The sequence below is a fragment of the Moritella sp. JT01 genome (assembly GCF_001574435.1).
GTDB lineage: Bacteria > Pseudomonadota > Gammaproteobacteria > Enterobacterales > Moritellaceae > Moritella.
In genome coordinates this window covers 19,317-44,153 of sequence record NZ_LOCN01000022.1, presented here as the reverse complement: position 1 = coordinate 44,153, position 24,837 = coordinate 19,317, and the positions used below count along the sequence as shown (strand labels likewise).

Below are 24,837 nucleotides of genomic sequence, written 5' to 3'. Positions count from 1 at the left end.
GTTTTAAATATTAATACTCTCAAATTGTAATTAAGTAGGTGGCACTTTAAAATGCACCTACTTATATATAGGAATTAAGATATGAATCGTACACTTGCCATTGAATTTTCGCGTGTCGTTGAAGCCGCTGCTCTTGCCGGTTATAAATGGTTAGGCCGCGGTGATAAGAACATTGCAGATGGTGCTGCTGTTGAAGCCATGCGCGTGATGTTAAATACAATCGATATTGATGGTGAAATTGTTATTGGTGAAGGCGAAATCGATGAAGCACCTATGTTGTATATCGGCGAGAAAGTCGGTACGAAAATAGCTGGAGCTGACGCGGTTGATATCGCTGTTGATCCGATTGAAGGTACACGTATGACTGCAATGGGTCAATCCAATGCAGTTGCAGTATTGGCTGTCGGTGAAAAAGGTGCATTTCTAAAAGCACCGGACATGTATATGGAGAAATTAGTCGTTGGTCCAGGTGCTAAAGACGCCATTGACTTACGTTTATCCCTTGAAGACAATATTCGTAATGTTGCTCACGCGCTAGATAAAGACATTACTGAGTTAACGGTGGTGACGTTAGCCAAACCACGTCACGATGATAAAATCAAAGCCATGCAAGCAATGGGCGTGCGTGTATTTGCATTACCTGATGGTGATGTTGCAGCGTCTATCTTGTGCTGCATGCCTGATAGTGACGTCGATATGATGTATTGCATTGGCGGGGCGCCAGAAGGGGTTATTTCAGCCGCGGCGATTCGTGCGATGGACGGTAACATGCAGGCGCGATTATTAGCTCGTCATGATGTGAAAGGTGATACTCCTGAAAACCGCGCGGCAGGTGAGATTGAAATATCACGTTGCCAGGCGCTTGGTTTGGTTGTTGGTGAGATCTTACCATTGGATAGATTAGCGAAAACCAATAATGTGATTTTTGCCGCAACAGGTATCACTAAAGGCGATCTGGTTGAAGGTGTGCAGCGTAAAGGTAATATTGCCACGACAGAAACTTTGGTTATTAGTGGTAAGTCGGGCACCATTCGTCGTATTCAATCAACGCATATGCTTAACCGAAAAAGTGCAGATCTACAAAGCATCATTTTATAACACATCATTTTATAAGAATAGAAGCGTGATTGATTAGATAACAAAAAGCCGCGTGATGAACGCGGCTTTTTAGTCTTTGCAATATAGCACTGAGCTTATGCGATAGCGATACGATCTCTTGCTGCCAGTGCAAGGTCCGCTAATAATTTTTCGGTGTCTTGCCAATGGAGACAAGCATCGGTAATACTCTTACCATAAACCAAAGGCTCACCAGCAACGACAGCTTGGTTGCCTTCTTCGATAAAGCTTTCAGCCATAATACCTGAAATTTGCATGCTACCCGTGCGCATTTGCGCCATCACATCTTCAGCAACAAGTAGCTGATTGGTGTGGAGCTTTTGGCTATTACCGTGACTAAAATCGACCACGACAGACGGTGTTAAACCTACATCACTTAATGCTTTGGTCGCCACGTCAATGTGTGATTTATCATAGTTAGGTGTTTTACCGCCACGTAAGATCACATGACCAAACGGGTTACCATGCGTTTGGTATACTGTCATTAAGCCATCTTTATCGGGAGAGTAGAAAATGTGTGATACTTGCGCTGCACGTACCGCATCAATGGCAATTTTGGTATTGCCATCAGTCCCGTTCTTGAAACCGACAGGGCAAGACAAGGCTGACGCCATTTCTCGGTGTACTTGGCTTTCTGTAGTACGGGCGCCAATTGCACCCCAACTGATCAAGTCTGCAATGTATTGACCGTTAACCATGTCTAAAAATTCGGTCCCGATTGGTAAACCGATTTCAGTAATATCAACGAGTAGCTTACGAGCTAGACGTAAGCCTTTGTTCGCTTGGTATTGACCGTTTAAGTCAGGATCGCTGATCAAACCTTTCCAGCCCACAATAGTACGTGGTTTTTCAAAATACACACGCATTGCAATTACTAAGCTGTTTTTATACTGCTCTTGTAATGGTTTTAGACGGCGAGCGTAATCTAACGCCGCGCTAGTATCATGAATTGAACAAGGGCCAATGATAACCAGTAGGCGTTTGTCTTTGCCTTCAATAATCGCTTCGATTTCACGACGGCTATTTATTAGCTTTTTTGCGGCGTTATCAGATAATGGAAACTCTTTAACCAGTTGACTTGGAGTGATCACCTGGTCGATATAGGTAGTTCTAAGTTCGTCTGTTTTAATTGTCATGATGTCTATTAATCTAAATATGGGCTGTGATCAGCTTAACGTAATTTCACTTTATTATAAAGATAATCAGATGTCAGCTTGATTCGAATCATTAAATCCTAATAACAGCAGCTGTTTACCCTGTTTTTGATAGGCTAAAAAACGTTGCTGAATATCGTTCGGCGCTTGCGTTGTCGGATAGAAGTCATGCTGACCATAAAACTGTTCAAGATGAGGCAAAGCAAAAGTGAACGTCTTATTATTCTGAAATTGAGGACGCATGTGCCGTAAAATATGGTGACCAAGTCGTTGACCCCGGTGATCGGGAGCGACCAACATACCCGTTAATAAAGATAACTCACCAATAGGGCGCAGCCGCGCGCAAGCCACAATGTTATTACCCTCTTTTAATACAGCAATATGCTCGGCTTTATTGGGTCTTGAATAGGGCAAATATTGCTTATAGAAAGGCTTAACTAACGGGTTCTCTATTTTTTTTAACCATTGAAACTGCATGTTGTTGCCTTTTATTATTCGGTTTTGCATGTAGATACGTTACTATCTGCAGTGAATTATGCCTTATGAGTGTTAATTATTTCATGCAAATACTAAAAAATCACAATTTAAAACCGTATACCAGCTTTGGTGTTGATGCCTATGCCACACAGTTTGTCACCGTTACCACGTTAAGTGAGCTTAAGTTAGCACTACAGATCCCTGCGCCTCAACGGTTAATTCTTGGCGGCGGTAGTAATTTATTATTTTGTGATGACTTTGATGGACTCGTTATCCGTATTTGCTTGACGGGCATAGCAGTGAATGAATCGGCAGATGATGTGGTTTGTTTACATGTGTCGGCTGGAGAAAATTGGCATGAATTTGTGGAATGGACATTGACCCAAGGCTATGATGGTTTAGAAAATCTGGCGTTGATCCCGGGTGTTGTCGGAGCCGCACCAGTACAAAACATTGGCGCTTATGGCGTTGAATTTAAGGATGTCTGTGATTATGTGGATGTACTGGATATCGAGACCCTAACAGTACAGCGTTATGCACCCGCAGAATGTCAATTTGGTTATCGTGACAGTGTTTTCAAAGGTGAACTTAAAGACAGCGCGGTGATCACCGCTGTCGGCATTAAACTACACAAACCTTGGATTGCCAAAATTAACTATGGACCATTAGCGAGTTTAGGGGATGGCGCCTCGGCATTAGCAATTTTTAAGCAGGTTTGCCTTACGCGCCAACAAAAATTACCGGATCCAAATAAGCTCGGCAATGCGGGTAGTTTTTTTAAAAACCCGATCATCAATTTAACGCAATTTAACGCTATTGTGGCTAAGCATCCTAACATCCCTCATTATCCTGCTGGTGATGATATTAAATTAGCCGCAGGCTGGTTAATTGATCAATGCCATCTAAAAGGTTACCGGCAAGGCGGAGCACAAGTACACACGGAGCAAGCACTGGTTATTGTTAACACGGGTTCTGCAACCGCTGGTGACATTATTGCACTCGCAAAGCATATCCAAACTACGGTGATGGCACGATTTGCAATTGAATTACACCATGAGGTTCGCTTTATGGGTCGTGATGGAGAAACCAATCTAGCGGAGGTGTGTCGTGGTTAATATGACGGTATCAAGGCAGCAACTGATTCGTTTACTGGCAGATGGTGAATTTCATTCTGGAGAAGCTCTGGGTGAAAGACTGGGCGTTAGCCGCATGGCGGTAAGTAAACAGATCAAAGTTTTAGAAAGCATCGGTCTGGATGTATTTAAAGTGACAGGTAAAGGTTATAAGCTTTCTGCACCTTTACAATTGCTCGATGCTCAATTGATCGCAGACGGTAGTGGTGTCAGCATTGAAAGTCATCAAGTTCTCGGTTCGACCAATCAACATTTATTGGATAAAGCGGCGTTATTAAACAAAGGTCACAGTTGTTTTGCTGAATATCAGACTGCTGGACGAGGACGCCGTGGTAAAAAATGGGTGTCTCCTTATGGTTCACATCTTTATACCAGTACCTACTGGAGTTTAGATGCCGGTATTCAAGCTGCATCTGGACTCAGTTTAGTGATCGGTATTGCTGTCGCGCGTACATTAACAGACCTTGGTATTGCTAATACTCAATTGAAATGGCCGAATGATGTGTACGTGGATGGTAAAAAGATTGCTGGTGTACTGGTTGAGATTATTGCGACAGCGGGTGGTGAATGCCATTTAGTTATTGGTCTGGGTTTAAACGTGAATATGCCATTACAAGCAGGATTAGAAATTGATCAAGCTTGGACTGATATAAGTCAGCAATTATCGCACTCACTTGATCGGAATGAATTAGCCACGCGTTATTTAACACACCTAATCAAAATATTAACTGATTTCGAGCAGTTTGGTTTTGGATATTTTGTTGAAGAGTGGAACAATTGTGATGCATTTAAAGATTGCCCTGTACTCGTGAGTGTCGGAAATAAGAAAAAATACGGTATTGCGAAAGGTATTGATCAAAGTGGTGCATTGTTATTAGATGTTAATGGCATTATTAGTCCGCAAATTGGTGGTGAAGTATCGTTACGACGTGCAGATATTTAATCTAAAATGGACCTTATTCATGGTTTTAAGTCGAAGCTTAGTCGAAATGGCTAATATTTCACCATGTAAATAAAAAAAAACTGGTTTTTATCGATTAAGGTTGCAAGAGGTAGGGGGTTACTCTAATATCTCTCCTCGTTAAGTGACGCCGCCGACTTAGCTCAGTAGGTAGAGCAACTGACTTGTAATCAGTAGGTCGCCAGTTCGACTCCGGCAGTCGGCACCATTTAACTCGTTACTGAAGTACAATATGTGGAGGGGTTCCCGAGTGGCCAAAGGGATCAGACTGTAAATCTGACGGCTCAGCCTTCGAAGGTTCGAATCCTTCTCCCTCCACCACTTTGTATTCAAGACGCATGCGGGCGTCGTATAATGGCTATTACTCCAGCCTTCCAAGCTGATAATGCGGGTTCGATTCCCGCCGCCCGCTCCAAATTTGCTGATATGGCTCAGTCGGTAGAGCGCATCCTTGGTAAGGATGAGGTCCCCAGTTCGATTCTGGGTATCAGCACCATTTTTCAGGTCAATTATTTCTTCTTCTCTATATTCTCCATACCAAATAACGATACCTTAAAAATAATCAAGATTTAAAAATCCAAAGATAAATTTAATTATAACGAATTTAAGCTATTTGTAATTCAAATATTATTCATAATTTTTTACGAATAACTTGCATGAAAAACGAAAGCCCCTATAATTAGGAGCTCCGTTTGTAGGGGTAGCTCCAATTGGTAGAAAGGCGGTCTCCAAACCTATGTTTGTGAGTGCGATTATCTCCCTCCTGCCACTGTCATCACCGTGTAACAGCGGATTTTTTTTGTCTTAAGGTACAGGTTAGTAGTATGACTTCAAATACTGAAAACCAAGGAAAAGCACTAGAAACCGTAAAATGGGTACTAGTTGCAATAATTCTAATTGGCACAGTTATTGGTAACAATATTTTTAGTGAAGAATCAGTGTTAATCCGCGCAGTTGCTGTAATTATTGCCGCTGTTATTGCTGGTGGCATTGCATTGCAGACAAGTAAAGGGCGCAATGCGCTTGAATTTGCATCTGAATCAAGAACAGAAGTACGTAAAGTAGTTTGGCCTACACGCCAAGAGGCGATCCAAACTACACTTATCGTATTAGTTGTTACCGCTATTATGGCGTTAGTGCTATGGGGATTAGATGGTATTCTAGTTCGTGTAGTGGCATTTATCACAGATGTAAAGGTATAAGTTCATGTCTGAACAGAAAATGAGATGGTACGTAGTTCAAGCCTTTTCCGGTTTTGAAGGTCGTGTTCAAAAAACATTACTTGAACATATTAAGATCCACGAAATGGAAGAATATTTCGGTGATATACTTGTTCCTACGGAAGAAGTTGTTGAAATGCGTGCCGGTCAACGTCGCAAGAGTGAACGTAAGTTCTTTCCTGGCTACGTTTTAGTTCAAATGGTAATGAACGATGAATCATGGCATTTGGTAAGCAGTTTACCGCGTGTACTTGGTTTCATTGGTGGTACTAAAGAGCGTCCAGCTCCAATCACCCAAAAAGAAGCTGACCGCATTCTTAACCGTCTTCAGGACGCGATTGATAAGCCGCGTCCTAAAACGCTATTTGAAGTGGGTGAAGTGGTTCGTGTATCAGACGGTCCATTCGCAGACTTTAACGGTGTTGTAGAAGAAGTTGACTATGAAAAAAGTCGCTTAAAAGTTTCTGTATTGATCTTCGGTCGTTCTACTCCGGTTGAATTAGATTTCGGTCAAGTAGAAAAAGGCTAATACCTTTAACCTATTAGGTTAAAGGTTAGGTTAAAGAAAATAAAATTCGCATTTTATTGAATTAAATCTCAACAAAATGCTTGGCAAGGGCAGCGATTATATCTATAATTCGCTGCCCTTGTTTTTCGGGAAGCTAGTATCCATGTCGGATACAGCGTTCGCACCCATATTTAAGGTAAATTAAAATGGCTAAAAAAGTTACTGCATATATTAAGCTGCAAGTTTCAGCTGGTATGGCGAATCCTAGTCCACCGGTTGGACCTGCATTAGGTCAACACGGTGTTAACATCATGGAATTCTGTAAAGCGTTTAACGCAAAAACAGATTCTGTAGAGAAGGGTTCTCCGACTCCTGTTGTTATCACAGTTTATTCTGATCGTTCGTTCACGTTCGTAACGAAGACTTCTCCAGCATCTTTCTTACTTAAGAAAGCAGCAGGCATCAAGTCTGGTTCTGGTCGTCCTAACACTGATAAAGTGGGTACTGTTACTCGCGCTCAGCTGGAAGAGATTTCAAACACTAAACAACCAGACCTTACGGGCGCTGATCTAGATGCAATGGTTCGCACTATTGCTGGTACAGCTCGCTCAATGGGCTTGAACGTAGAAGGATAATACTGAACATGGCTAAACTTTCTAAACGTATGCGTACTATCCGCGAAAAAGTGGAAGTAACTAAGCAATATGAAATCACTGAAGCTGTTGAACTTCTTAAAGAATTAGCATCTGCTAAATTCAAAGAAAGCATCGACGTTTCTATCAATCTAGGTATTGATTCACGTAAATCTGATCAAAACGTGCGTGGCGCTACTGTGCTACCACACGGTACTGGTCGTGACGTACGTGTTGCAGTATTTACACAAGGTGCTAACGCTGAAGCGGCTAAAGCTGCTGGCGCTGACATCGTAGGTATGGAAGATCTAGCTGCACAAGTTAAAGCCGGTGAGCTTAACTTTGATGTTGTTATCGCATCTCCAGACGCTATGCGTGTTGTTGGTCAACTAGGTCAAATCCTAGGTCCACGTGGTTTAATGCCAAACCCTAAAGTTGGTACAGTAACTCCTGACGTAGCGACTGCAGTTAAAAATGCTAAGTCTGGTCAAGTTCGTTACCGTAACGACAAAGCTGGCATCATCCACACTACTATCGGTAAAGTGGATTTTGAAGCTAGTAACATCAAAGAAAACCTTGAGTCACTACTTAAAGCATTGACTAAGTCAAAGCCTGCTTCTGCTAAAGGTCAATTCATCAAGAAGATCAGCCTATCTACTACGATGGGTGCTGGTCTAACTGTTGATGTTGCAACTGTAGAAACTAAATAATTTACAGGAACGAAATTATTTAGTATAATTTGGTTCCTTAAATTTAGCTGGTCGGTTAATACTAATTTATTAATCTTAACCGACCGGCAAAAAATGTGGGTTGAAGTAAGTACATCGGGTTTAATACTTAGTGTTGCTTACTTCCGTCCAAGACCGTAGGAGTTGTACTTACTCTGTAAGCATGACTTAATAATGATCGGCTATTTTAGTTAATACTTGATCTTTCCTACGTAGATGGTGCAGGACCTCTGAAGAATTTATTTTTTTCTGGAATCCAAGCCGTAATGGTTCGACTGATGTGACTGCTAAGGCAAGATATTGGTCGGAAATTTTTAATACCGATTTCATATCGGTTTTATCCAGGAGTATAGACCATGGCATTAGGTCTCGACGACAAAAAAGCAATTGTTGCTGAAGTCAACGAAGCTGCCAAGGCTGCGCTTTCTGCAGTAGTTGCTGATTCACGTGGCGTTACTGTAGGTGCAATGACTGGTCTTCGCAAGCTAGCTCGTGAGAATAACGTATACATTCGTGTAGTACGTAATACTCTTATGAAGCGTGCTGTTGAAGGTACTCAATTTGAGTGCCTGAACGAAGTATTTACCGGTCCAACTCTGATCGCATTCTCTAATGAGCACCCAGGTGCTGCAGCTCGTCTATTAAAAGACTTCGCTGCAAAAGAAGAATCTTTCACAGTTAAAGCGTTAGCATTTGAAGGCGAATTTATCGGTGCGGAAAACATTGATAAACTAGCAACACTACCAACATACGACGAAGCAATTGCTCAGTTAATGATGACTATGAAAGAAGCATCAGCTGGCAAACTTGTACGTACATTGGCTGCTTTACGCGATCAAAAAGAGCAAGAAGCTGCTTAATTTAGCCGCTTTGTCTAAAATAAATTTTAATATATTAGGAATGACACATGTCTATCACTAAAGACCAAATCATCGACGCAATTGCTGAACTTTCTGTTATGGAAGTTGTTGAATTAATCGAAGCAATGGAAGAAAAATTCGGCGTATCAGCTGCAGCTGCAGTTGTTGCTGGCGGCGCTGCTGCTGCTGCTGAAGAAGAGCAAACAGAATTCGACGTAATTCTTGCTTCTTTCGGCGAAAACAAAGTTAAAGCTATTAAAGCTGTTCGTGCTGCTACAGGCCTAGGTCTTAAAGAAGCTAAAGGTGTTGTTGAATCTGCACCTGTAGCTGTTAAAGAAGCTGTAGAAAAAGCTGAAGCTGAAGAACTTAAGAAAGTTCTAGAAGAAGCTGGTTGTACTGTTGAGATCAAATAGTCTATTCTTAAATAGATTATTGCCCTCATAAGGCATTGGCTGGTGATTCTTTAATCGCCGGCCTTTTTGCGCTATAGGATGTTTGGAAATTTCACATCATTTCAACCAAAATTCTGCGCACTGTTTAGCCCAATTCATTTGGTCGAGACAGGATAAAAAACATATAATGATGTTGTTAGAGCTGTCCTTATTCAGGGCAGAGTGGGTCACTTATCAGCGAGCTGAGGAACCAAATGGTTTACTCTAATACCGAAAAAAAACGTATCCGTAAAGACTTTGGTAAAAGTGCACCAGTTGTGGCTAAGCCGCAAATGTTGGCTATCCAAACGAGCTCTTTTAAAAAGTTTTTAGAAATGGATCACACAGGTGAATACGGCCTGGAAGCAGCATTCCGTAGCGTGTTCCCTATTAAAAGTTACTCTGGAACTTCTGAACTTCAATATGTATCGTACCGTTTAGGTGAATCTGTATTTGAAGTTAAAGAATGTCAAACCCGAGGCATTACTTATTCTGCACCGCTGCGTGTTAAATTACGTCTTGTATTATACGATCGTGATGCACCAGCAGGTACTATTAAAGATATCAAAGAACAAGAAGTCTACATGGGCGAAATCCCATTAATGACTGAAACTGGTACTTTTGTTATCAATGGTACAGAGCGTGTTATCGTATCTCAGTTACACCGTAGTCCAGGTGTATTCTTCGATCACGACAAAGGTAAAACTCATTCATCAGGTAAAGTACTATATAACGCACGCGTTATTCCTTACCGTGGTTCATGGTTAGACTTTGAATTCGATCCGAAAGATTGCTTATTCGTTCGTATTGACCGTCGTCGTAAATTACCATCATCAATTATTCTTCGTGCACTTGAGTTCACGACGGAAGAAATCTTAGCAATCTTCTTCGATACTACACGTTTTGAAGTTAAAGATGGCAAGTTATTGATGGAACTAGAGCCAGAGCGTCTACGTGGCGAAACTGCGGTATTTGACATCGTTGCTAACGGTGAAGTATACGTTGAAAATGGTCGTCGTGTTACTGCTCGTCATATCAAGAAATTTGAAAAAGACGGCGTAACAGAGATCGAAGTACCATTAGAGTATATCGCTGGTAAAGTAGCCTCTAAAGATTACATCAATGAAGAAACAGGCGAAGTGATTGTTGCAGCGAATGCTGAACTAACACTAGAATCTGTGGCTGAATTGTCTCAAGCTGGTATCAAGATCATTGATGTTCTTTATACGAACGACCTTGATGTAGGTAGTTACATGTCTGACACATTACGTGTTGACTCAACTACTAACAAACTTGAAGCGTTAGTTGAAATCTACCGCATGATGCGTCCTAGTGAACCACCAACGCGTGAAGCGGCAGAAGGTCTATTTAATAATCTATTCTTCGCAGAAGAACGCTATGACCTATCTACTGTAGGTCGTATGAAGTTCAACCGCCGTATTGGCCGCGAAGAAGATACTGGCTCAGGCATCCTGAACAAAGCTGATATTGTTGAAGTAATGAAAACTTTGATTAATATCCGTAATGGTAAAGGCGAAGTTGATGATATCGATCACCTTGGCAACCGTCGTATTCGTTCAGTTGGCGAAATGGCAGAAAACCAATTCCGTGTTGGTTTAGTTCGTGTAGAGCGTGCTGTTCGTGAACGCCTAAGTCTTGGTGATCTTGATGCAGTAATGCCACAAGATTTAATCAATGCTAAGCCGATTTCAGCTGCGATTAAAGAGTTTTTTGGTTCATCACAACTGTCTCAGTTCATGGATCAAAATAACCCATTGTCAGAAGTGACGCACAAACGTCGTATTTCTGCATTAGGGCCTGGTGGTCTAACACGTGAACGTGCTGGTTTTGAGGTACGTGACGTACATCCAACTCACTACGGTCGTTTATGTCCGATTGAGACTCCAGAGGGACCAAACATTGGTCTAATTAACTCGCTAGCTGTATTTGCCCGTACTAACGATTATGGTTTCTTAGAAACACCATTCCGTAAAGTAATCAACGGCAAAGTCACTAATGACGTTCAATACCTTTCTGCTATCGAAGAAGGTCTGTATGCAGTAGCACAGGCTAACGCAACTATCGATACAAATGGTATGTTACAAGATGAATTTATTCCATGTCGTCACAAAGGTGAAACAACCTTTATGTCAGCGGACCAAATTCAGTATATGGACGTATCTCCACAGCAAATTATTTCTGTGGCGGCATCGCTAATTCCGTTCCTAGAACACGATGATGCTAACCGTGCATTGATGGGTGCGAATATGCAACGTCAAGCAGTACCAACACTAAACGCTGATAAGCCATTAGTAGGTACTGGTATTGAACGCGCGGTAGCAATCGATTCTGGTGTAACTGTTGTTGCGCTACGTGGCGGTTCAATCGACTATGCTGATGCAAGTCGTATCATCGTTAAAGTTAACGAAGATGAACTTGTACCAGGTGAAGCGGGTATTGATATCTACACGCTAACTAAGTACACACGTTCGAACCAAAACACATGTATTAACCAACGCCCAACAGTATTAACTGGTGAAGCTGTGGTTAAAGGTGACGTGCTTGCTGACGGTCCTTCAACAGACCTAGGTGAATTAGCACTTGGCCAAAACATGCGTATCGCATTCATGCCTTGGAATGGTTACAACTTCGAAGATTCAATTCTTGTATCTGAACGTGTTGTAAAAGAAGATCGTCTAACGACAATCCACATTCAAGAATTATCATCGATTGCGCGTGATACGAAACTTGGTAGCGAAGAGATTACTGCGGATATCCCTAACGTGGGTGAAAGCGCATTATCTAAGCTAGATGAGTCTGGTATCGTTTACGTTGGTGCTGAAGTTAAGCCGGGTGATATCCTGGTAGGTAAAGTAACCCCTAAAGGTGAAACACAATTAACGCCTGAAGAAAAGCTTCTACGAGCTATCTTCGGTGAAAAAGCATCAGATGTGAAAGACAGTTCATTACGTGTACCTAACTCTGTTTACGGTACTGTAATTGACGTGCAAGTATTTACCCGTGATGGCGTAGATAAAGATAAACGTGCACAAGACATCGAGCAGATGCAACTGCGTGAAGCGAAAAAAGACTTAACTGAAGAATTATCTATCTTCGAAGAAAGCTTATTCGGTCGCGTTAAGAACTTACTATTAGCTGCTGGCAAAACAGAAGAGCAACTTAATGCTGTTTCTCGCGGACAATGGTTTGAAATCGTGCTTACTGATGAAGAACAGCAGACTCAATTAGAAGGCCTAGCTAAGCAACACGATGAGCTACGCGCTGACTTTGATTCTAAGTTTGATATCAAACGCCGTAAAATTACCCAAGGTGATGACCTAGCACCGGGTGTACTTAAGATTGTTAAAGTATACCTAGCTGTTAAACGTCGTATCCAACCGGGTGATAAGATGGCTGGTCGTCATGGTAACAAAGGTGTGATCTCAACAATCGTTCCTATTGAAGACATGCCACACGATAAGTTTGGTGAGCCAGTTGATATCGTACTTAACCCGCTGGGTGTACCATCGCGTATGAACATCGGTCAGGTACTTGAAGTTCACTTGGGCCTTGCTGCTCGTGGTATCGGTACTAAAATCGATAACATGATCAAAGAACAACAAGATCTTGCTAAGATCCGTGAATTTATGCAAAAAGCATACGACATCGGTGATACGCATCAGAAAGTTGATTTATCAACTTACTCTGACGAGCAGGTTCGTGTTCTTGCGCACAACTTACGTAAAGGTCTGCCAATGGCAACGCCTGCGTTTGATGGTGCAGCTGAAGCTGAAATCAAAGAAATGCTTAGATTGGCTGATTTACCAGAATCAGGTCAATTAGAGTTATTTGATGGCCGTACTGGTGATGTATTCGAACGTCCAGTTACCGTTGGTTACATGTATATGCTGAAACTGAATCACTTGGTTGATGACAAGATGCATGCACGTTCTACCGGTTCTTACAGCCTAGTTACTCAGCAGCCGCTGGGTGGTAAAGCTCAGTTCGGTGGTCAGCGTTTCGGTGAGATGGAAGTATGGGCTCTGGAAGCATACGGTGCAGCATATACTCTACAAGAGATGCTAACTGTTAAGTCTGATGACGTGAACGGTCGTACTAAGATGTATAAAAACATCGTAGACGGCGATCATCGTATGGACCCAGGTATGCCTGAATCATTCAACGTATTGTTGAAAGAGATCCGCTCATTGGGTATCAACATCGAACTAGATGAAAACAAAGGTAAGAAATAAGCTCTTATTAAGAGATTATTCAAACTTTTGAATTAGCATTGCGCCTCGACTCACTCTGTGAGTTGAGGCTGCGTAGTTTTCACTCCCAGTGGAGAAAAACGTGAAAGACTTATTAAAGTTTCTAAAACAGCAAGGTAAGACCGAAGAGTTCGATGGTATCAAGATTGGTCTAGCATCACCTGAGCAGATCCGTTCTTGGTCTTTTGGTGAAGTTAAAAAGCCAGAAACCATCAACTATCGTACCTTCAAACCAGAACGTGACGGTTTATTCTGTGCGCGTATTTTCGGCCCAGTAAAAGATTACGAATGTCTTTGCGGAAAATATAAGCGTCTGAAGCACCGTGGTGTTATCTGTGAAAAATGTGGCGTAGAAGTAACGCAAACTAAAGTTCGTCGTGACCGTATGGGCCACATCGAATTAGCGTCTCCTGTTGCACACATTTGGTTCTTGAAATCATTACCGTCTCGTATCGGTCTATTACTAGACATGACACTGCGTGATATCGAACGTATTCTTTACTTCGAATCATATGTTGTTATCGAACCAGGTATGACTTCGCTAGAGCGTGGCATGATGCTGACTGAAGAGCAGTATCTTGACAACCTAGAAGAATGGGGTGATGAATTTGATGCGAAGATGGGTGCAGAAGCTGTACTATCTTTGTTACAAGATCTAAACCTAAACCAAGACATCGAAGAAATGCGTGAAGAATTAGAGACTACAAACTCTGAAACTAAACGTAAGAAGATCACTAAACGTCTTAAACTAATGGAAGCATTCTCTGTATCTGGTAATAAACCAGAGTGGATGATCATGAACGTACTGCCGGTATTACCGCCAGATCTTCGTCCATTAGTACCACTAGATGGTGGTCGTTTTGCGACTTCTGATCTAAATGACCTTTACCGTCGTGTGATCAACCGTAACAACCGTCTAAAACGTCTATTAGATCTAGCTGCACCAGATATCATCGTACGTAACGAAAAACGTATGTTACAAGAATCTGTTGATGCACTATTAGATAATGGTCGTCGTGGTCGTGCTATTACAGGTTCTAACAAACGTCCTCTTAAATCTTTGGCTGATATGATCAAAGGTAAACAAGGTCGTTTCCGTCAGAATCTACTAGGTAAACGTGTAGATTACTCTGGTCGTTCTGTAATTACAGTAGGTCCAACATTACGCTTACACCAATGTGGTCTACCTAAGAAAATGGCACTTGAGTTATTCAAGCCATTCATCTACGGTAAATTAGAATCACTTGGTTTTGCAACGACGATTAAAGCAGCTAAGAAAATGGTTGAACGCGAAGGCGTTGAAGTTTGGGATATCCTAGACGGCGTGATCCGCGAACATCCAGTCATGCTTAACCGTGCACCAACACTGCACAGACTTGGTATTCAAGCATTCGAACCTGTTCTAATTGAAGGTAAAGCGATTCAGTTACACCCATTAGTATGTTCTGCATACAACGCCGATTTCGATGGCGATCAGATGGCTGTACACGTACCGTTAACAATTGAAGCTCAATTGGAAGCGCGTACACTGATGATGTCTACGAATAACATTCTTTCACCTGCGAATGGTGAACCGGTTATCGTACCTTCTCAAGACGTTGTATTAGGTCTTTACTACATGACTCGTTCTGGCGTTGGCGCTAAGGGTGAGGGCATGGTACTAGGTAGCCCTGAAGAAGCTGAAAAGCTTTATCGCAGCCACCTTGTTGAACTACATGCACGTGTTAAAGTACGTATTACTGAACATCTTAAAGATGAAGACACTGGTGAAGTTACAGTTCGCACTGAACTGAAAAACACAACAGTTGGTCGTGCGATTCTTTCTTTAGTAGCGCCTAAGGGTCTACCATATGAATTAATTGATCCGATTAAAACTTTATCTGCTGAAGAAGAAGCTAAACTTGCAGCGAATCCAGCTAACTGGTTCCTGAAAGTATCTAACGAAGCGTTAGGTAAAAAGCAGATCGGTAAGCTACTGAATGACTGTTACCGTCTATTAGGTCCGAAAGACACTGTTGTTTTCGCTGACCAAATAATGTACACCGGTTTCCATTATGCTGCGCTTTCTGGTGCATCTGTTGGTATCGATGACATGGTTATTCCGGATGCGAAGAAAACGCTAATTGAAGCGGCTGAAGTTGAAGTAACTCAAATCCAAGAACAATTCCAGTCTGGTCTTGTTACTGCGGGTGAGCGTTACAATAAAGTGATTGATATTTGGGCGCGTGCGAATGAGCATATCTCAAAAGCAATGATGGATAACTTGTCTACAGAAACTAAAGTTAACTCTTTAGGTGATGTTGAGACACAGAAATCTTTCAACAGCATCTTTATGATGGCCGATTCTGGTGCACGTGGTAGTGCGGCACAGATTCGTCAGCTAGCTGGTATGCGTGGTCTGATGGCGAAACCAGATGGTTCGATCATCGAAACACCTATTACGGCTAACTTCCGTGAAGGTCTAAACGTACTTCAGTACTTCATCTCAACGCATGGTGCACGTAAAGGTCTAGCCGATACAGCACTTAAAACAGCAAACTCGGGTTACCTAACTCGTCGTCTTGTTGACGTTGCACAAGATCTTGTGATTAACGAGATTGATTGTGGTACTGAAAATGGTCTAATCATTACTCCTCATATTGAAGGTGGTGATGTTGTTGAACCACTACGCGATCGTGTTCTTGGTCGTGTTGTTGCTGAAGATGTTGTGAATCCAAGTACTGGTGAAGTAATTCTTCCACGTAACACATTACTAGACGAAAAACTTTGTGACTTCTTAGAAGAGCACTCAGTTGATCAAATGAAAGTTCGCTCTGTAATTACTTGTGACAATGACTTCGGTGTTTGTGCAGCTTGTTACGGTCGTGATCTAGCACGTGGTGTTATGGTTGGCCAAGGTGAAGCAGTTGGTGTTGTTGCAGCACAATCAATTGGTGAACCTGGTACACAGTTAACGATGCGTACATTCCACATTGGTGGTGCGGCATCGAGAGCCTCTGCAGAAAATAATATCCAAGTTAAAAACACGGGTACGATTAAATTCCACAACGAGAAATACGTTGAGAATGTAGAAGGCAAACTGGTTATTACGTCACGTTCATCAGAAATTACGATTATTGATGAAAACGGTCGTACTAAAGAAAGCCATAAATTACCTTACGGTTCTGTTATTGAATATAAAGACGGCGCAGCTGTTGAGTCTGGTAGCATCATTGCTAACTGGGACCCGCATACTCACCCAATCATCACCGAGGTGGCTGGTCAAATTAAGTTTGTTGACTTAATTGAGAGTATTACGGTTACTAAGCAAACTGATGATCTAACTGGTCTATCTAGCACGGTAATTCTGGATCCTGCTGCACGTGTTGCTGCTGGTAAAGATTTACGTCCTATGGTTAAACTTGTTGATGCAGCAGGTAATGATTTATTCATTCCTGGTACAGAAGTTGTTGCACAATACTTCTTACCTTCAAATGCAATCGTTAACTTAGAAGATGGCGCATTAGTGACTATTGGTGAAGCGTTAGCGCGTATTCCTCAAGAAAGCTCGAAAACACGTGATATTACGGGTGGTCTACCACGCGTAGCGGATCTGTTCGAAGCACGTCAACCAAAAGATGCAGCTATCTTAGCGGAAATCTCAGGTACTATTAGTTTCGGTAAAGAAACTAAAGGTAAACGTCGTTTAGTTATCACACCTACTGATGGTGCTGAAGCTTACGAAGAGATGATCCCTAAATGGCGTCACTTGAACGTGTTCGAAGGTGAGAAGGTTGCTAAAGGTGAAGTTATCGCCGATGGTCCTGAATCAGCACACGATATCTTACGTCTACGTGGCATTAGCCATGTTGCGAACTATATCGCGAACGAAGTTCAAGAAGTATACCGTTTACAAGGCGTAAAGATTAACGATAAGCACATTGAAACTATCGTTCGTCAAATGCTACGTAAAGCTAACGTAATCTCTGCTGGTGATAGTCACTTCCTACCAGGTGAGCAAGCTGAAGTTTCACGTCTGAAAATTGCTAACCGTCAGCTTATAGCTGAAGGCAAGCAACCAGCCGTGTTCCAACACATGCTTATGGGTATTACTAAAGCGTCTCTTGCTACTGAGTCATTTATCTCGGCAGCATCGTTCCAAGAAACAACACGTGTTCTAACCGACGCTGCTGTTCATGGTAAGATTGATGACCTTCGCGGTCTGAAAGAGAACGTTATCGTTGGTCGTCTGATTCCTGCAGGTACAGGCTTCTCTTATCACCAAGAACGTGCTAAAAAACGTGCTGGTAAAGTAGAAGAAGTAATGCAAGAAATCACTACTGATGAAGCTGAACAGAACTTAGCAAACCTACTAAATAACCTTTAATTGATTTGCTGAATGCAATTAAAGTCGTGTGTAAGTGATGACAGGCCCACTGATTCACTTACTCACCGTTATTAGATAGTAAAGGCGCCCTTTTATAGGGCGCTTTTTTTTTGCTTGTTTTTTAACGCCATACCAGTCTATACTTCGGTACATCTTGTCGGAGTGCTTTAGGGCTGAGACCATTTAATAATGGGATCCGTGGAACCTGATCAGGCTAATACCTGCGTGAGGAAACAAGAGTGATTAATACGAATATTATTCGTGTCATTGTAAGTTAGCCATAGGGATATCAGGCCGCTTACTATTACATCTACGATCAATATATCTATATCACTACTCTCCATACTCAACGACAAGCAATCATCTTATTAGAAAGGAATGAGTGCTATGTCTACTACCAATATAAATCAAAGCAATAATACCAAAAAACCAACACGTCGTGAAAACCGCGAAAATGCACAAGAGTTTATTAACAATCTCAGCTGCCAACCGTTTCCTAATTCAGAAAAATTTCATCTCTCAGGTAGCCGTGACGATATTCAAGTTGCGATGCGAAAAATTAATCTTGATGAAACGTTAGTCGCGGGCAGTAAAGATGACCCGATTTATGAGCAAAATGAATCGATCCCCATTTATGATACATCTGGCCCTTATACCGATCCCGCGATTGAAATAAACGTACATCAAGGGTTACCTAAATTAAGACAGCAATGGATCGCAGAGCGTAACGATATTGAAGAACTAGAAATCGTTACTTCGCACTTTGCTCAGCAGCGTCTCGCAGATGATGGTATTGATCATATCCGTTTTGAACATTTACCAAAGCCGATAAAGGCGCTTGAAGGTCAAAATGTTACTCAGATGCATTATGCTCGTAAAGGCATCATTACCCCTGAAATGGAATACATCGCGATCCGTGAAAATATGGGACGTGAGTTGATCCGTAATGAGCTGTTATTAAAACAACATGCGGGTAATGATTTTGGTGCAAGTATACCGGAAACGATCACACCTGAATTTGTCCGTGATGAAGTCGCGAGAGGTCGTGCGATCATTCCTGCCAACATTAATCACCCTGAATCTGAGCCGATGATCATCGGTCGTAACTTTCTTGTAAAAGTAAACGCCAATATTGGTAATTCGTCAGTCACATCATCGATTGAAGAAGAAGTTGAAAAGCTAGTATGGGCGACACGCTGGGGTGCTGATACGGTAATGGACTTATCCACAGGCCGTAATATTCATGAAACGCGTGAGTGGATCCTGCGTAATTCACCTGTGCCAATCGGTACTGTGCCGATCTATCAAGCTTTAGAGAAGGTAAATGGGATCGCCGAAGATCTTACTTGGGAAGTATTCCGCGATACCTTGATCGAACAAGCAGAACAGGGCGTTGATTACTTCACTATTCATGCGGGTGTATTGTTGCGTTATGTACCAATGACGGCAAAGCGCCTTACCGGGATCGTGTCACGTGGTGGCTCGATCATGGCGAAATGGTGTTTGACCCATCATAAAGAAAACTTTGCTTATGACCATTTCGAAGAGATCTGCGCGATTTGTAAAGCCTACGACGTATCTCTGTCGTTAGGTGATGGCATGCGTCCAGGTTGTGCGGCTGATGCCAATGATGAAGCCCAATTTGCTGAATTAGAAACCTTAGGTGAGTTAACGAAAGTGGCGTGGGAGCAAGACGTACAAGTTATTATCGAAGGCCCAGGCCATATCCCAATGCACATGATTAAAGTGAATGTTGAAAAGCAACTCGATATTTGTCATGAAGCGCCTTTCTATACCTTAGGTCCATTGACGACTGATATTGCTCCTGGTTACGACCATTTTACTTCGGGTATTGGTGCCGCCCAAATAGGCTGGTACGGTTGTGCCATGTTGTGTTATGTGACACCCAAAGAACATTTAGGTTTACCGAATAAAGAAGACGTTAAGCAAGGCATGATCACCTATAAGATCTCTGCGCATGCGGCTGATTTAGCGAAAGGTTTCCCGGGTGCTCAAATCCGTGACAACGCGATGTCGAAAGCACGTTTTGAATTCCGCTGGAATGATCAATTTAATCTGGCATTAGACCCTGATACTGCACGTGCTTATCACGATGAAAATATCCCCCAAGAATCCGGTAAAGTTGCGCATTTCTGTTCTATGTGTGGACCGAAATTTTGCTCAATGAAGATCTCACAAGATGTCCGCGATTACACTGCCGAGCAAGAAAAAATCAGTATTCAATTGCTCGATGAAGTGGTTGTCATTGATGCTCAAGCGGGAATGCAGATGATGTCGGAAGAGTTTAAAAAGCACGGTGCTGAATTATACCTGCCACCAACACATGATGCGGTAAATGGTCGTATGCCTGAATCTACAACTGAGAAAATGGAATAATAACGTAATGACTCAAGCCATTATTTGGACTATCGCGAGCCTCGATGCTCGCGATAATGCTGCGACTAAAACCGATATTAATACGATTAATGCGTTGGGTGGACGTGGTTATCATGTATCGACGAGGCTATTATCCGATGCGGATTTTTCTGCTGAGCTAGCGGTATTGACTGCCGCACCAGTGGCATCTGCCATTAAAATAAGTGTGATAGCGACAACTTCGCATGTAGAGATCTTAGCTGATTTTTTACAAGCATATAAGCAACGACATCCAGAACTCAGTGTTATCTATGAGCCGTTATCAATTTCATTATCTGATATGGCAAAGGCTGAATCGGCAGACACAGTGCTAATAAATGTGATTAAAATACGCTTATTACCAATCGTGGATGTATTGATCTTACCGCAAGAGCAAGGCGGAACAGATGCTGCTGTGTTATTCAGTGCGACGAAAAAAGCGATCAACACACTACTGAATTTTGGTGTCAAAGGTGTTTGTGCTAAAGCGATTACTGTTAATTGTCATCATGATGATAAGCAGCAATCTATCGTCCTCGACGTTTATATTGATGCGCAACGTGAAATTTTATTATCGTCACCAGGCGCGACATTAACGCCACGAAGCAAAGATGAAAACAGTGGTATTTTTTCTTCGGCATTGGCAGCCGTGATCGCCCAAGATTATCCGGTGGATGATGCATTAGTGGTAGCCAGAGCCTACTTGAACCAAACTTATGAAGCTTGGCCTACCGATCGCAGTGATTTCCCACAGGTCGTATTACCGAATACGGGATTAGGCGATCAGCTTGGCTTAGCACTGCAAATGCAATTAGCTTATGACTTTGCACCTTGTGATACCAATCGCCTTGGACTGTATCCGGTGGTGGATACGGTCGAATGGTTAGAGAAAGTATTACAACAAGGGGTTAAAACCCTGCAATTACGTATTAAAGATAAAACACCAGCTGAAGTGGTTGATGATATTAAAGCTGCTGTGGCATTAGGCCGTCAATATCAAGCGCGCTTATTTATCAATGATTACTGGCAATTAGCGATTGAGCATGGTGCTTATGGTGTGCATTTAGGTCAAGAAGACATGCTGATTGCCGATTTTGTGGCGATAAAAACAGCCGGTTTAAAACTGGGTTTAAGCACACACGGTTATTATGAAATATTACGTGCTCATCAAATAAAACCGAGTTATATCGCCCTTGGTCATATCTATCCGACTGTGACCAAGGACATGCCATCAAAACCGCAGGGATTACAGCGTTTACAGCGTTATGCTGATTTAATGCAAGACTATCCTTTAGTTGCAATTGGCGGTATTAGCATAAAGCGAGCACCGCAAGTGGCAGCGACAGGTGTGGGGAGTGTCGCCGTTGTCACTGCGATCACTCGCGCTGACGACTATAAGCAAGCCATTGCAGAGTTATTGGCGATCGTTGAACCGCAATCACCCTTAGTATGTGTGAATGATTAATATGACGGGACTATTATGACAGCATTAAGTGATCAGGAATATATGCGTTATAGCGCGCACTTACTGCTTGGTGACGTCGGCGAACAGGGACAATTAGCATTGCGCAATGCCAACGTATTGATTGTCGGTGTGGGTGGCCTTGGTGCGCCTGTTGCTCTGTATTTGGCTTCTGCTGGTGTTGGCCATTTATACTTAGCGGATGATGATCATGTTGAGTTAAGTAATCTGCAACGGCAAATCATTTTCACTCAACAGCAGTTAAAGCAAACTAAAGTTAGCGCGGCAAAAGCCTCGTTAGTACAGCTTAATCCACATATAAGTGTCACGGCAATCGCACAGCGAGTAACCCTCGATAGTGCGAGTAATCAAATGGCAGATATGCTTGCCCAAATTGATTTAGTGATTGATTGCAGCGATAACATGCCGACCAGGCAAGCGATAAACAAGATCTGTGTGACCCAGAAACTACCGTTAATAATCGGGGCGGGTATTCGCATGGAAGGGCAACTGATCTCGTTTAACGCCCAACAAGCTGATTCGGCATGTTACCACTGTTTATATCCTTTTGAAGATACAGTGGAAGTCAATAATTGCAGTACTTCGGGTGTGCTTGGGCCGTTGGTCGGGGTTATTGGTTCTTTGCAAGCATTGGAAGCGATTAAATATTTAACCGGCATGCCGCTGTCTTCACTAAATCGGTTAATGCGTTTTGATGGTAAAACCTTGCAATGGCAGCACCTCTCAGTCATGAAAGATCCCGACTGCTCTGTGTGTGCAGGTCGCTAATACCAATATGAAATATAAGTGCTGAATATAAATAGTAAAACTAAGTAGTTAATTAAATAACCTCATTGCTGAATATTTGGATGTGAGGGACAGGAAGAGAAGATGAAATTAATCATTAACGATGAAATAAAGAACCTAGCGGTGACGACTATTACGTCATTATTGACGGTATTAGAACAGCCGGGAAAAGGCATTGCAGTAGCGGTGAACCAAGCCATTATTACACGTCAAAAATGGGATGATTTTCAATTGTCAGAAAATGATCGAGTGACTTTATTTCAAGCTATTGCAGGAGGCTAAATGTCAGTAACAACTTTAAACCCAGCATTCATATTACCAAACGATGAACTGGTTATTGCCGATAAAACCTTTTCATCACGATTGTTTACCGGAACAGGGAAATTTAGCGATCAAAAAATAATGGCTGCTGCCTTGATTGCATCTCAATCCCAGTTAGTGACTATGGCATTAAAACGCATTGATTTAGCTAATCAAGATGATGATATTCTTAAGCCTTTGATTGCAGCAGGCATGAACTTATTACCAAATACGTCTGGTGCGCGTAATGCCAAAGAAGCGGTATATGCTGCGCAATTAGCACGTGAAGCATTGCAAACCAATTGGATTAAATTAGAAATTCATCCTGACCCAAAATATTTATTACCTGATCCAATTGAAACCTTAAAGGCCACAGAACTGTTAGCGCGTGATGGTTTCCATGTGTTGCCATACATTCATGCCGACCCGGTATTGTGTAAACGTCTGGAAGCTGTGGGTACTGCTGCAGTTATGCCGTTAGGTGCGCCGATTGGTTCAAACAAAGGTATTCGTACTGCAGAGTTCTTAGAGATTATTATTGAGCAGTCGACAGTCCCTGTGATTGTTGATGCCGGTATTGGCGCGCCATCACATGCGGCGTTAGCCATGGAAATGGGCGCGGATGCGGTACTGGTTAATACTGCGATTGCGGTGGCTAAAGATCCAGTGGCAATGAGTCAAGCATTTGCGTTAGCTGTGCAAGCCGGTCGCCAAGCTTATTTAGCTGGGTTAGGTACCCAAGCACAGACTGCAGTTGCTTCTAGTCCATTAACGGCATTTTTAGATCTGTAATAACGCCAACTTAAGGATTAAATATGAGCTTTTACGAGCAATTACAAAAATTAGATTGGGATGATATTCGCTTATCCATTTATGCCAAAACGGCGGCGGATGTTGAACGGGCATTATCGAAGTCTCGACTCGATCTGGATGACTTTCAAGCCTTAATTTCACCTGCGGCAGAACCTTATTTAGAGCAGATGGCACAGCGTAGTGTACAGTTAACACGACAACGTTTTGGTAATACCATCCAATTCTATGTACCGTTATACCTTTCTAATATGTGCTCTAATATTTGTACCTATTGTGGTTTTTCGATGCATAACAAAATTCGTCGTACCACGCTGGATATGAAGCAGTTAAACAGTGAAGCGCGAGCGATTAAAAAAATGGGTTTTGATCATTTGTTATTAGTGGCAGGTGAGTCGGAACGTAAAGTGGGTATGCCGTATTTTCGTCAGGTATTTAATGAATTGAAATCGCAGTTCTCGCATTTATCTCTGGAAGTGCAGCCGCTAGAACAAGCCGATTATGAAGAACTAAAAGAATTGGGGTTAGATTCAGTATTAGTGTATCAAGAAACCTATCATCCCCGGACGTATGCCGAGCACCATATCAAAGGTAAGAAGTCTGATTTTAAGTATCGAATTGAAACCCCAGACAGGTTAGGCAAAGCTGGTATTCATAAAATGGGGCTAGGTGCATTAATTGGCTTGGATGAATGGCGTACCGACTGTTTCCATGTTGCTGCGCATTTAGATTATTTGCAAAAACGTTATTGGCAAACCAAGTATTCAATTTCGTTCCCACGTTTAAGACCATGTGAAGGTGCATTTCAGCCGAAGTCGATTATGAATGATCGCCAATTAGTACAGTTGATTTGTGCTTATCGATTGTTTAATCCGGATGTGGAATTATCGTTATCGACTCGAGAGTCCGAGCATTTTCGTGACAATGTTATTCCCTTGGGCATAACAACTATCAGTGCGGGTTCGAAAACCCAACCCGGAGGTTATTCTGACGATACAGAGAAAGCGTTAGAGCAGTTTGAAATTGATGATGACCGTTCACCAAGTGAAATGGCCGAACTAGTCAAAACCATGGGCTTAGAAGTGGTTTGGAAAGATTGGGATAGGTCGTTAACGGCACTGAAATAATGCAAGTAGGCTGCTATCGCATAACGCGAACGCAGCCTATATTATAAAATCGGTCATGA

The 24,837-nt window shown here is 42.3% G+C and carries 19 protein-coding genes, 4 tRNA genes and 1 riboswitch; of the genes, 21 read left to right on the top strand and 2 right to left on the bottom strand.

Annotation, left to right across the window (positions count from 1 at the left end):
* Positions 1–81: 81 nt before the first annotated feature.
* Positions 82–1,098 carry a class II fructose-bisphosphatase gene (glpX, locus tag AKG98_RS16495; protein WP_067048327.1) on the top strand — a complete coding sequence of 339 codons (1,017 nt, stop codon included), beginning with the start codon at positions 82–84 and terminating at the stop codon, positions 1,096–1,098.
* A 95-nt stretch (positions 1,099–1,193) separates the two neighbouring features.
* On the opposite strand, the gene AKG98_RS16490 is transcribed toward glpX, so the two are convergent.
* Both AKG98_RS16490 and AKG98_RS16485 read right to left on the bottom strand, forming a co-directional pair.
* Positions 1,194–2,252, bottom strand: a complete 1,059-nt coding sequence (locus AKG98_RS16490; protein WP_067048326.1) for a 3-deoxy-7-phosphoheptulonate synthase — start codon at positions 2,250–2,252, stop codon at positions 1,194–1,196.
* A gap of 66 nt (positions 2,253–2,318) precedes the next feature.
* Positions 2,319–2,747: a GNAT family N-acetyltransferase gene (locus AKG98_RS16485; protein WP_067048325.1), complete on the bottom strand. Its 429-nt coding sequence runs from the start codon at positions 2,745–2,747 to the stop codon at positions 2,319–2,321.
* 65 nt (positions 2,748–2,812) lie between these two features.
* Here AKG98_RS16485 and murB point away from each other — a divergent pair, with 65 nt between their 5' ends.
* From murB to thiH, 20 genes are all read left to right on the top strand, one after another.
* Positions 2,813–3,862 carry a UDP-N-acetylmuramate dehydrogenase gene (murB, locus tag AKG98_RS16480; RefSeq protein ID WP_198155557.1) on the top strand — a complete coding sequence of 350 codons (1,050 nt, stop codon included), beginning with the start codon at positions 2,813–2,815 and terminating at the stop codon, positions 3,860–3,862.
* A gap of 1 nt (position 3,863) precedes the next feature.
* Positions 3,864–4,823, top strand: coding sequence for a bifunctional biotin--[acetyl-CoA-carboxylase] ligase/biotin operon repressor BirA (birA, locus tag AKG98_RS16475; RefSeq protein WP_228140339.1), 960 nt, complete (start codon positions 3,864–3,866; stop codon positions 4,821–4,823).
* Between the two features lie 150 nt (positions 4,824–4,973).
* Positions 4,974–5,049 (top strand) — tRNA-Thr (locus AKG98_RS16470).
* Between the two features lie 28 nt (positions 5,050–5,077).
* Positions 5,078–5,162 (top strand) — tRNA-Tyr (locus AKG98_RS16465).
* Between the two features lie 19 nt (positions 5,163–5,181).
* Positions 5,182–5,256, top strand: a tRNA-Gly gene (locus tag AKG98_RS16460).
* Between the two features lie 5 nt (positions 5,257–5,261).
* Positions 5,262–5,337 (top strand) — tRNA-Thr (locus AKG98_RS16455).
* Between the two features lie 328 nt (positions 5,338–5,665).
* Positions 5,666–6,043, top strand: coding sequence for a preprotein translocase subunit SecE (secE, locus tag AKG98_RS16450; protein WP_019442535.1), 378 nt, complete (start codon positions 5,666–5,668; stop codon positions 6,041–6,043).
* Between the two features lie 4 nt (positions 6,044–6,047).
* The gene (gene nusG, locus AKG98_RS16445) at positions 6,048–6,590 is read left to right on the top strand and encodes a transcription termination/antitermination protein NusG (RefSeq protein ID WP_067048322.1); all 543 of its coding nucleotides are present in this window, start codon (positions 6,048–6,050) and stop codon (positions 6,588–6,590) included.
* 185 nt (positions 6,591–6,775) lie between these two features.
* On the top strand, positions 6,776–7,204 hold the full coding sequence (gene rplK, locus AKG98_RS16440; protein WP_067048320.1) for a 50S ribosomal protein L11: 429 nt from the start codon (positions 6,776–6,778) through the stop codon (positions 7,202–7,204).
* An 8-nt stretch (positions 7,205–7,212) separates the two neighbouring features.
* A complete protein-coding gene (rplA, locus tag AKG98_RS16435; protein WP_067048319.1) occupies positions 7,213–7,911 on the top strand; it encodes a 50S ribosomal protein L1 in 699 nt (232 codons plus the stop codon).
* Between the two features lie 374 nt (positions 7,912–8,285).
* Positions 8,286–8,789 (top strand): 50S ribosomal protein L10, encoded by a 504-nt coding sequence (rplJ, locus tag AKG98_RS16430; protein WP_067048317.1) that lies wholly within the window; start codon positions 8,286–8,288, stop codon positions 8,787–8,789.
* Positions 8,790–8,836: 47 nt separating this feature from the next.
* Positions 8,837–9,202: a 50S ribosomal protein L7/L12 gene (gene rplL, locus AKG98_RS16425; RefSeq protein WP_067048316.1), complete on the top strand. Its 366-nt coding sequence runs from the start codon at positions 8,837–8,839 to the stop codon at positions 9,200–9,202.
* A gap of 233 nt (positions 9,203–9,435) precedes the next feature.
* The gene (gene rpoB / locus AKG98_RS16420; RefSeq protein WP_067048315.1) at positions 9,436–13,473 is read left to right on the top strand and encodes a DNA-directed RNA polymerase subunit beta; all 4,038 of its coding nucleotides are present in this window, start codon (positions 9,436–9,438) and stop codon (positions 13,471–13,473) included.
* 100 nt (positions 13,474–13,573) lie between these two features.
* Entirely contained in the window at positions 13,574–17,857 is a 4,284-nt protein-coding gene (gene rpoC, locus AKG98_RS16415; RefSeq protein ID WP_067048313.1) for a DNA-directed RNA polymerase subunit beta', read from the top strand.
* Positions 17,858–18,005: 148 nt separating this feature from the next.
* A riboswitch (TPP riboswitch) is annotated at positions 18,006–18,107 on the top strand.
* A 128-nt stretch (positions 18,108–18,235) separates the two neighbouring features.
* Positions 18,236–20,254, top strand: a complete 2,019-nt coding sequence (gene thiC / locus AKG98_RS16410; RefSeq protein ID WP_198155556.1) for a phosphomethylpyrimidine synthase ThiC — start codon at positions 18,236–18,238, stop codon at positions 20,252–20,254.
* Positions 20,255–20,261: 7 nt separating this feature from the next.
* Positions 20,262–21,737, top strand: a complete 1,476-nt coding sequence (gene thiE, locus AKG98_RS16405) for a thiamine phosphate synthase (protein WP_067048309.1) — start codon at positions 20,262–20,264, stop codon at positions 21,735–21,737.
* A 15-nt stretch (positions 21,738–21,752) separates the two neighbouring features.
* A complete protein-coding gene (locus AKG98_RS16400) occupies positions 21,753–22,523 on the top strand; it encodes a HesA/MoeB/ThiF family protein (protein WP_067048307.1) in 771 nt (256 codons plus the stop codon).
* Positions 22,524–22,625: 102 nt separating this feature from the next.
* Entirely contained in the window at positions 22,626–22,823 is a 198-nt protein-coding gene (gene thiS / locus AKG98_RS16395; RefSeq protein ID WP_067048304.1) for a sulfur carrier protein ThiS, read from the top strand.
* Positions 22,824–23,633 (top strand): thiazole synthase, encoded by an 810-nt coding sequence (locus tag AKG98_RS16390; RefSeq protein WP_067048302.1) that lies wholly within the window; start codon positions 22,824–22,826, stop codon positions 23,631–23,633.
* Positions 23,634–23,656: 23 nt separating this feature from the next.
* Positions 23,657–24,778 (top strand): 2-iminoacetate synthase ThiH, encoded by a 1,122-nt coding sequence (gene thiH, locus AKG98_RS16385; RefSeq protein WP_067048301.1) that lies wholly within the window; start codon positions 23,657–23,659, stop codon positions 24,776–24,778.
* Positions 24,779–24,837 lie beyond the last annotated feature (59 nt).

Bases quoted from the DNA above. Each gene is read 5' to 3' on its own strand.
- thiH (WP_067048301.1), top strand. From the start codon at position 23,657: ATGAGCTTTTACGAGCAATTACAAAAATTAGATTGGGATGATATTCGC.
- birA (WP_228140339.1), top strand. From the start codon at position 3,864: ATGACGGTATCAAGGCAGCAACTGATTCGTTTACTGGCAGATGGTGAA.
- nusG (WP_067048322.1), top strand. From the start codon at position 6,048: ATGTCTGAACAGAAAATGAGATGGTACGTAGTTCAAGCCTTTTCCGGT.
- AKG98_RS16390 (WP_067048302.1), top strand. From the start codon at position 22,824: ATGTCAGTAACAACTTTAAACCCAGCATTCATATTACCAAACGATGAA.
- AKG98_RS16485 (WP_067048325.1), bottom strand. From the start codon at position 2,747: ATGCAGTTTCAATGGTTAAAAAAAATAGAGAACCCGTTAGTTAAGCCT.
- thiC (WP_198155556.1), top strand. From the start codon at position 18,236: ATGAGTGCTATGTCTACTACCAATATAAATCAAAGCAATAATACCAAA.
- murB (WP_198155557.1), top strand. From the start codon at position 2,813: ATGAGTGTTAATTATTTCATGCAAATACTAAAAAATCACAATTTAAAA.
- rplL (WP_067048316.1), top strand. From the start codon at position 8,837: ATGTCTATCACTAAAGACCAAATCATCGACGCAATTGCTGAACTTTCT.
- thiE (WP_067048309.1), top strand. From the start codon at position 20,262: ATGACTCAAGCCATTATTTGGACTATCGCGAGCCTCGATGCTCGCGAT.
- thiS (WP_067048304.1), top strand. From the start codon at position 22,626: ATGAAATTAATCATTAACGATGAAATAAAGAACCTAGCGGTGACGACT.
- rpoB (WP_067048315.1), top strand. From the start codon at position 9,436: ATGGTTTACTCTAATACCGAAAAAAAACGTATCCGTAAAGACTTTGGT.
- AKG98_RS16400 (WP_067048307.1), top strand. From the start codon at position 21,753: ATGACAGCATTAAGTGATCAGGAATATATGCGTTATAGCGCGCACTTA.
- rplK (WP_067048320.1), top strand. From the start codon at position 6,776: ATGGCTAAAAAAGTTACTGCATATATTAAGCTGCAAGTTTCAGCTGGT.
- rplA (WP_067048319.1), top strand. From the start codon at position 7,213: ATGGCTAAACTTTCTAAACGTATGCGTACTATCCGCGAAAAAGTGGAA.
- AKG98_RS16490 (WP_067048326.1), bottom strand. From the start codon at position 2,252: ATGACAATTAAAACAGACGAACTTAGAACTACCTATATCGACCAGGTG.
- secE (WP_019442535.1), top strand. From the start codon at position 5,666: ATGACTTCAAATACTGAAAACCAAGGAAAAGCACTAGAAACCGTAAAA.
- rplJ (WP_067048317.1), top strand. From the start codon at position 8,286: ATGGCATTAGGTCTCGACGACAAAAAAGCAATTGTTGCTGAAGTCAAC.
- glpX (WP_067048327.1), top strand. From the start codon at position 82: ATGAATCGTACACTTGCCATTGAATTTTCGCGTGTCGTTGAAGCCGCT.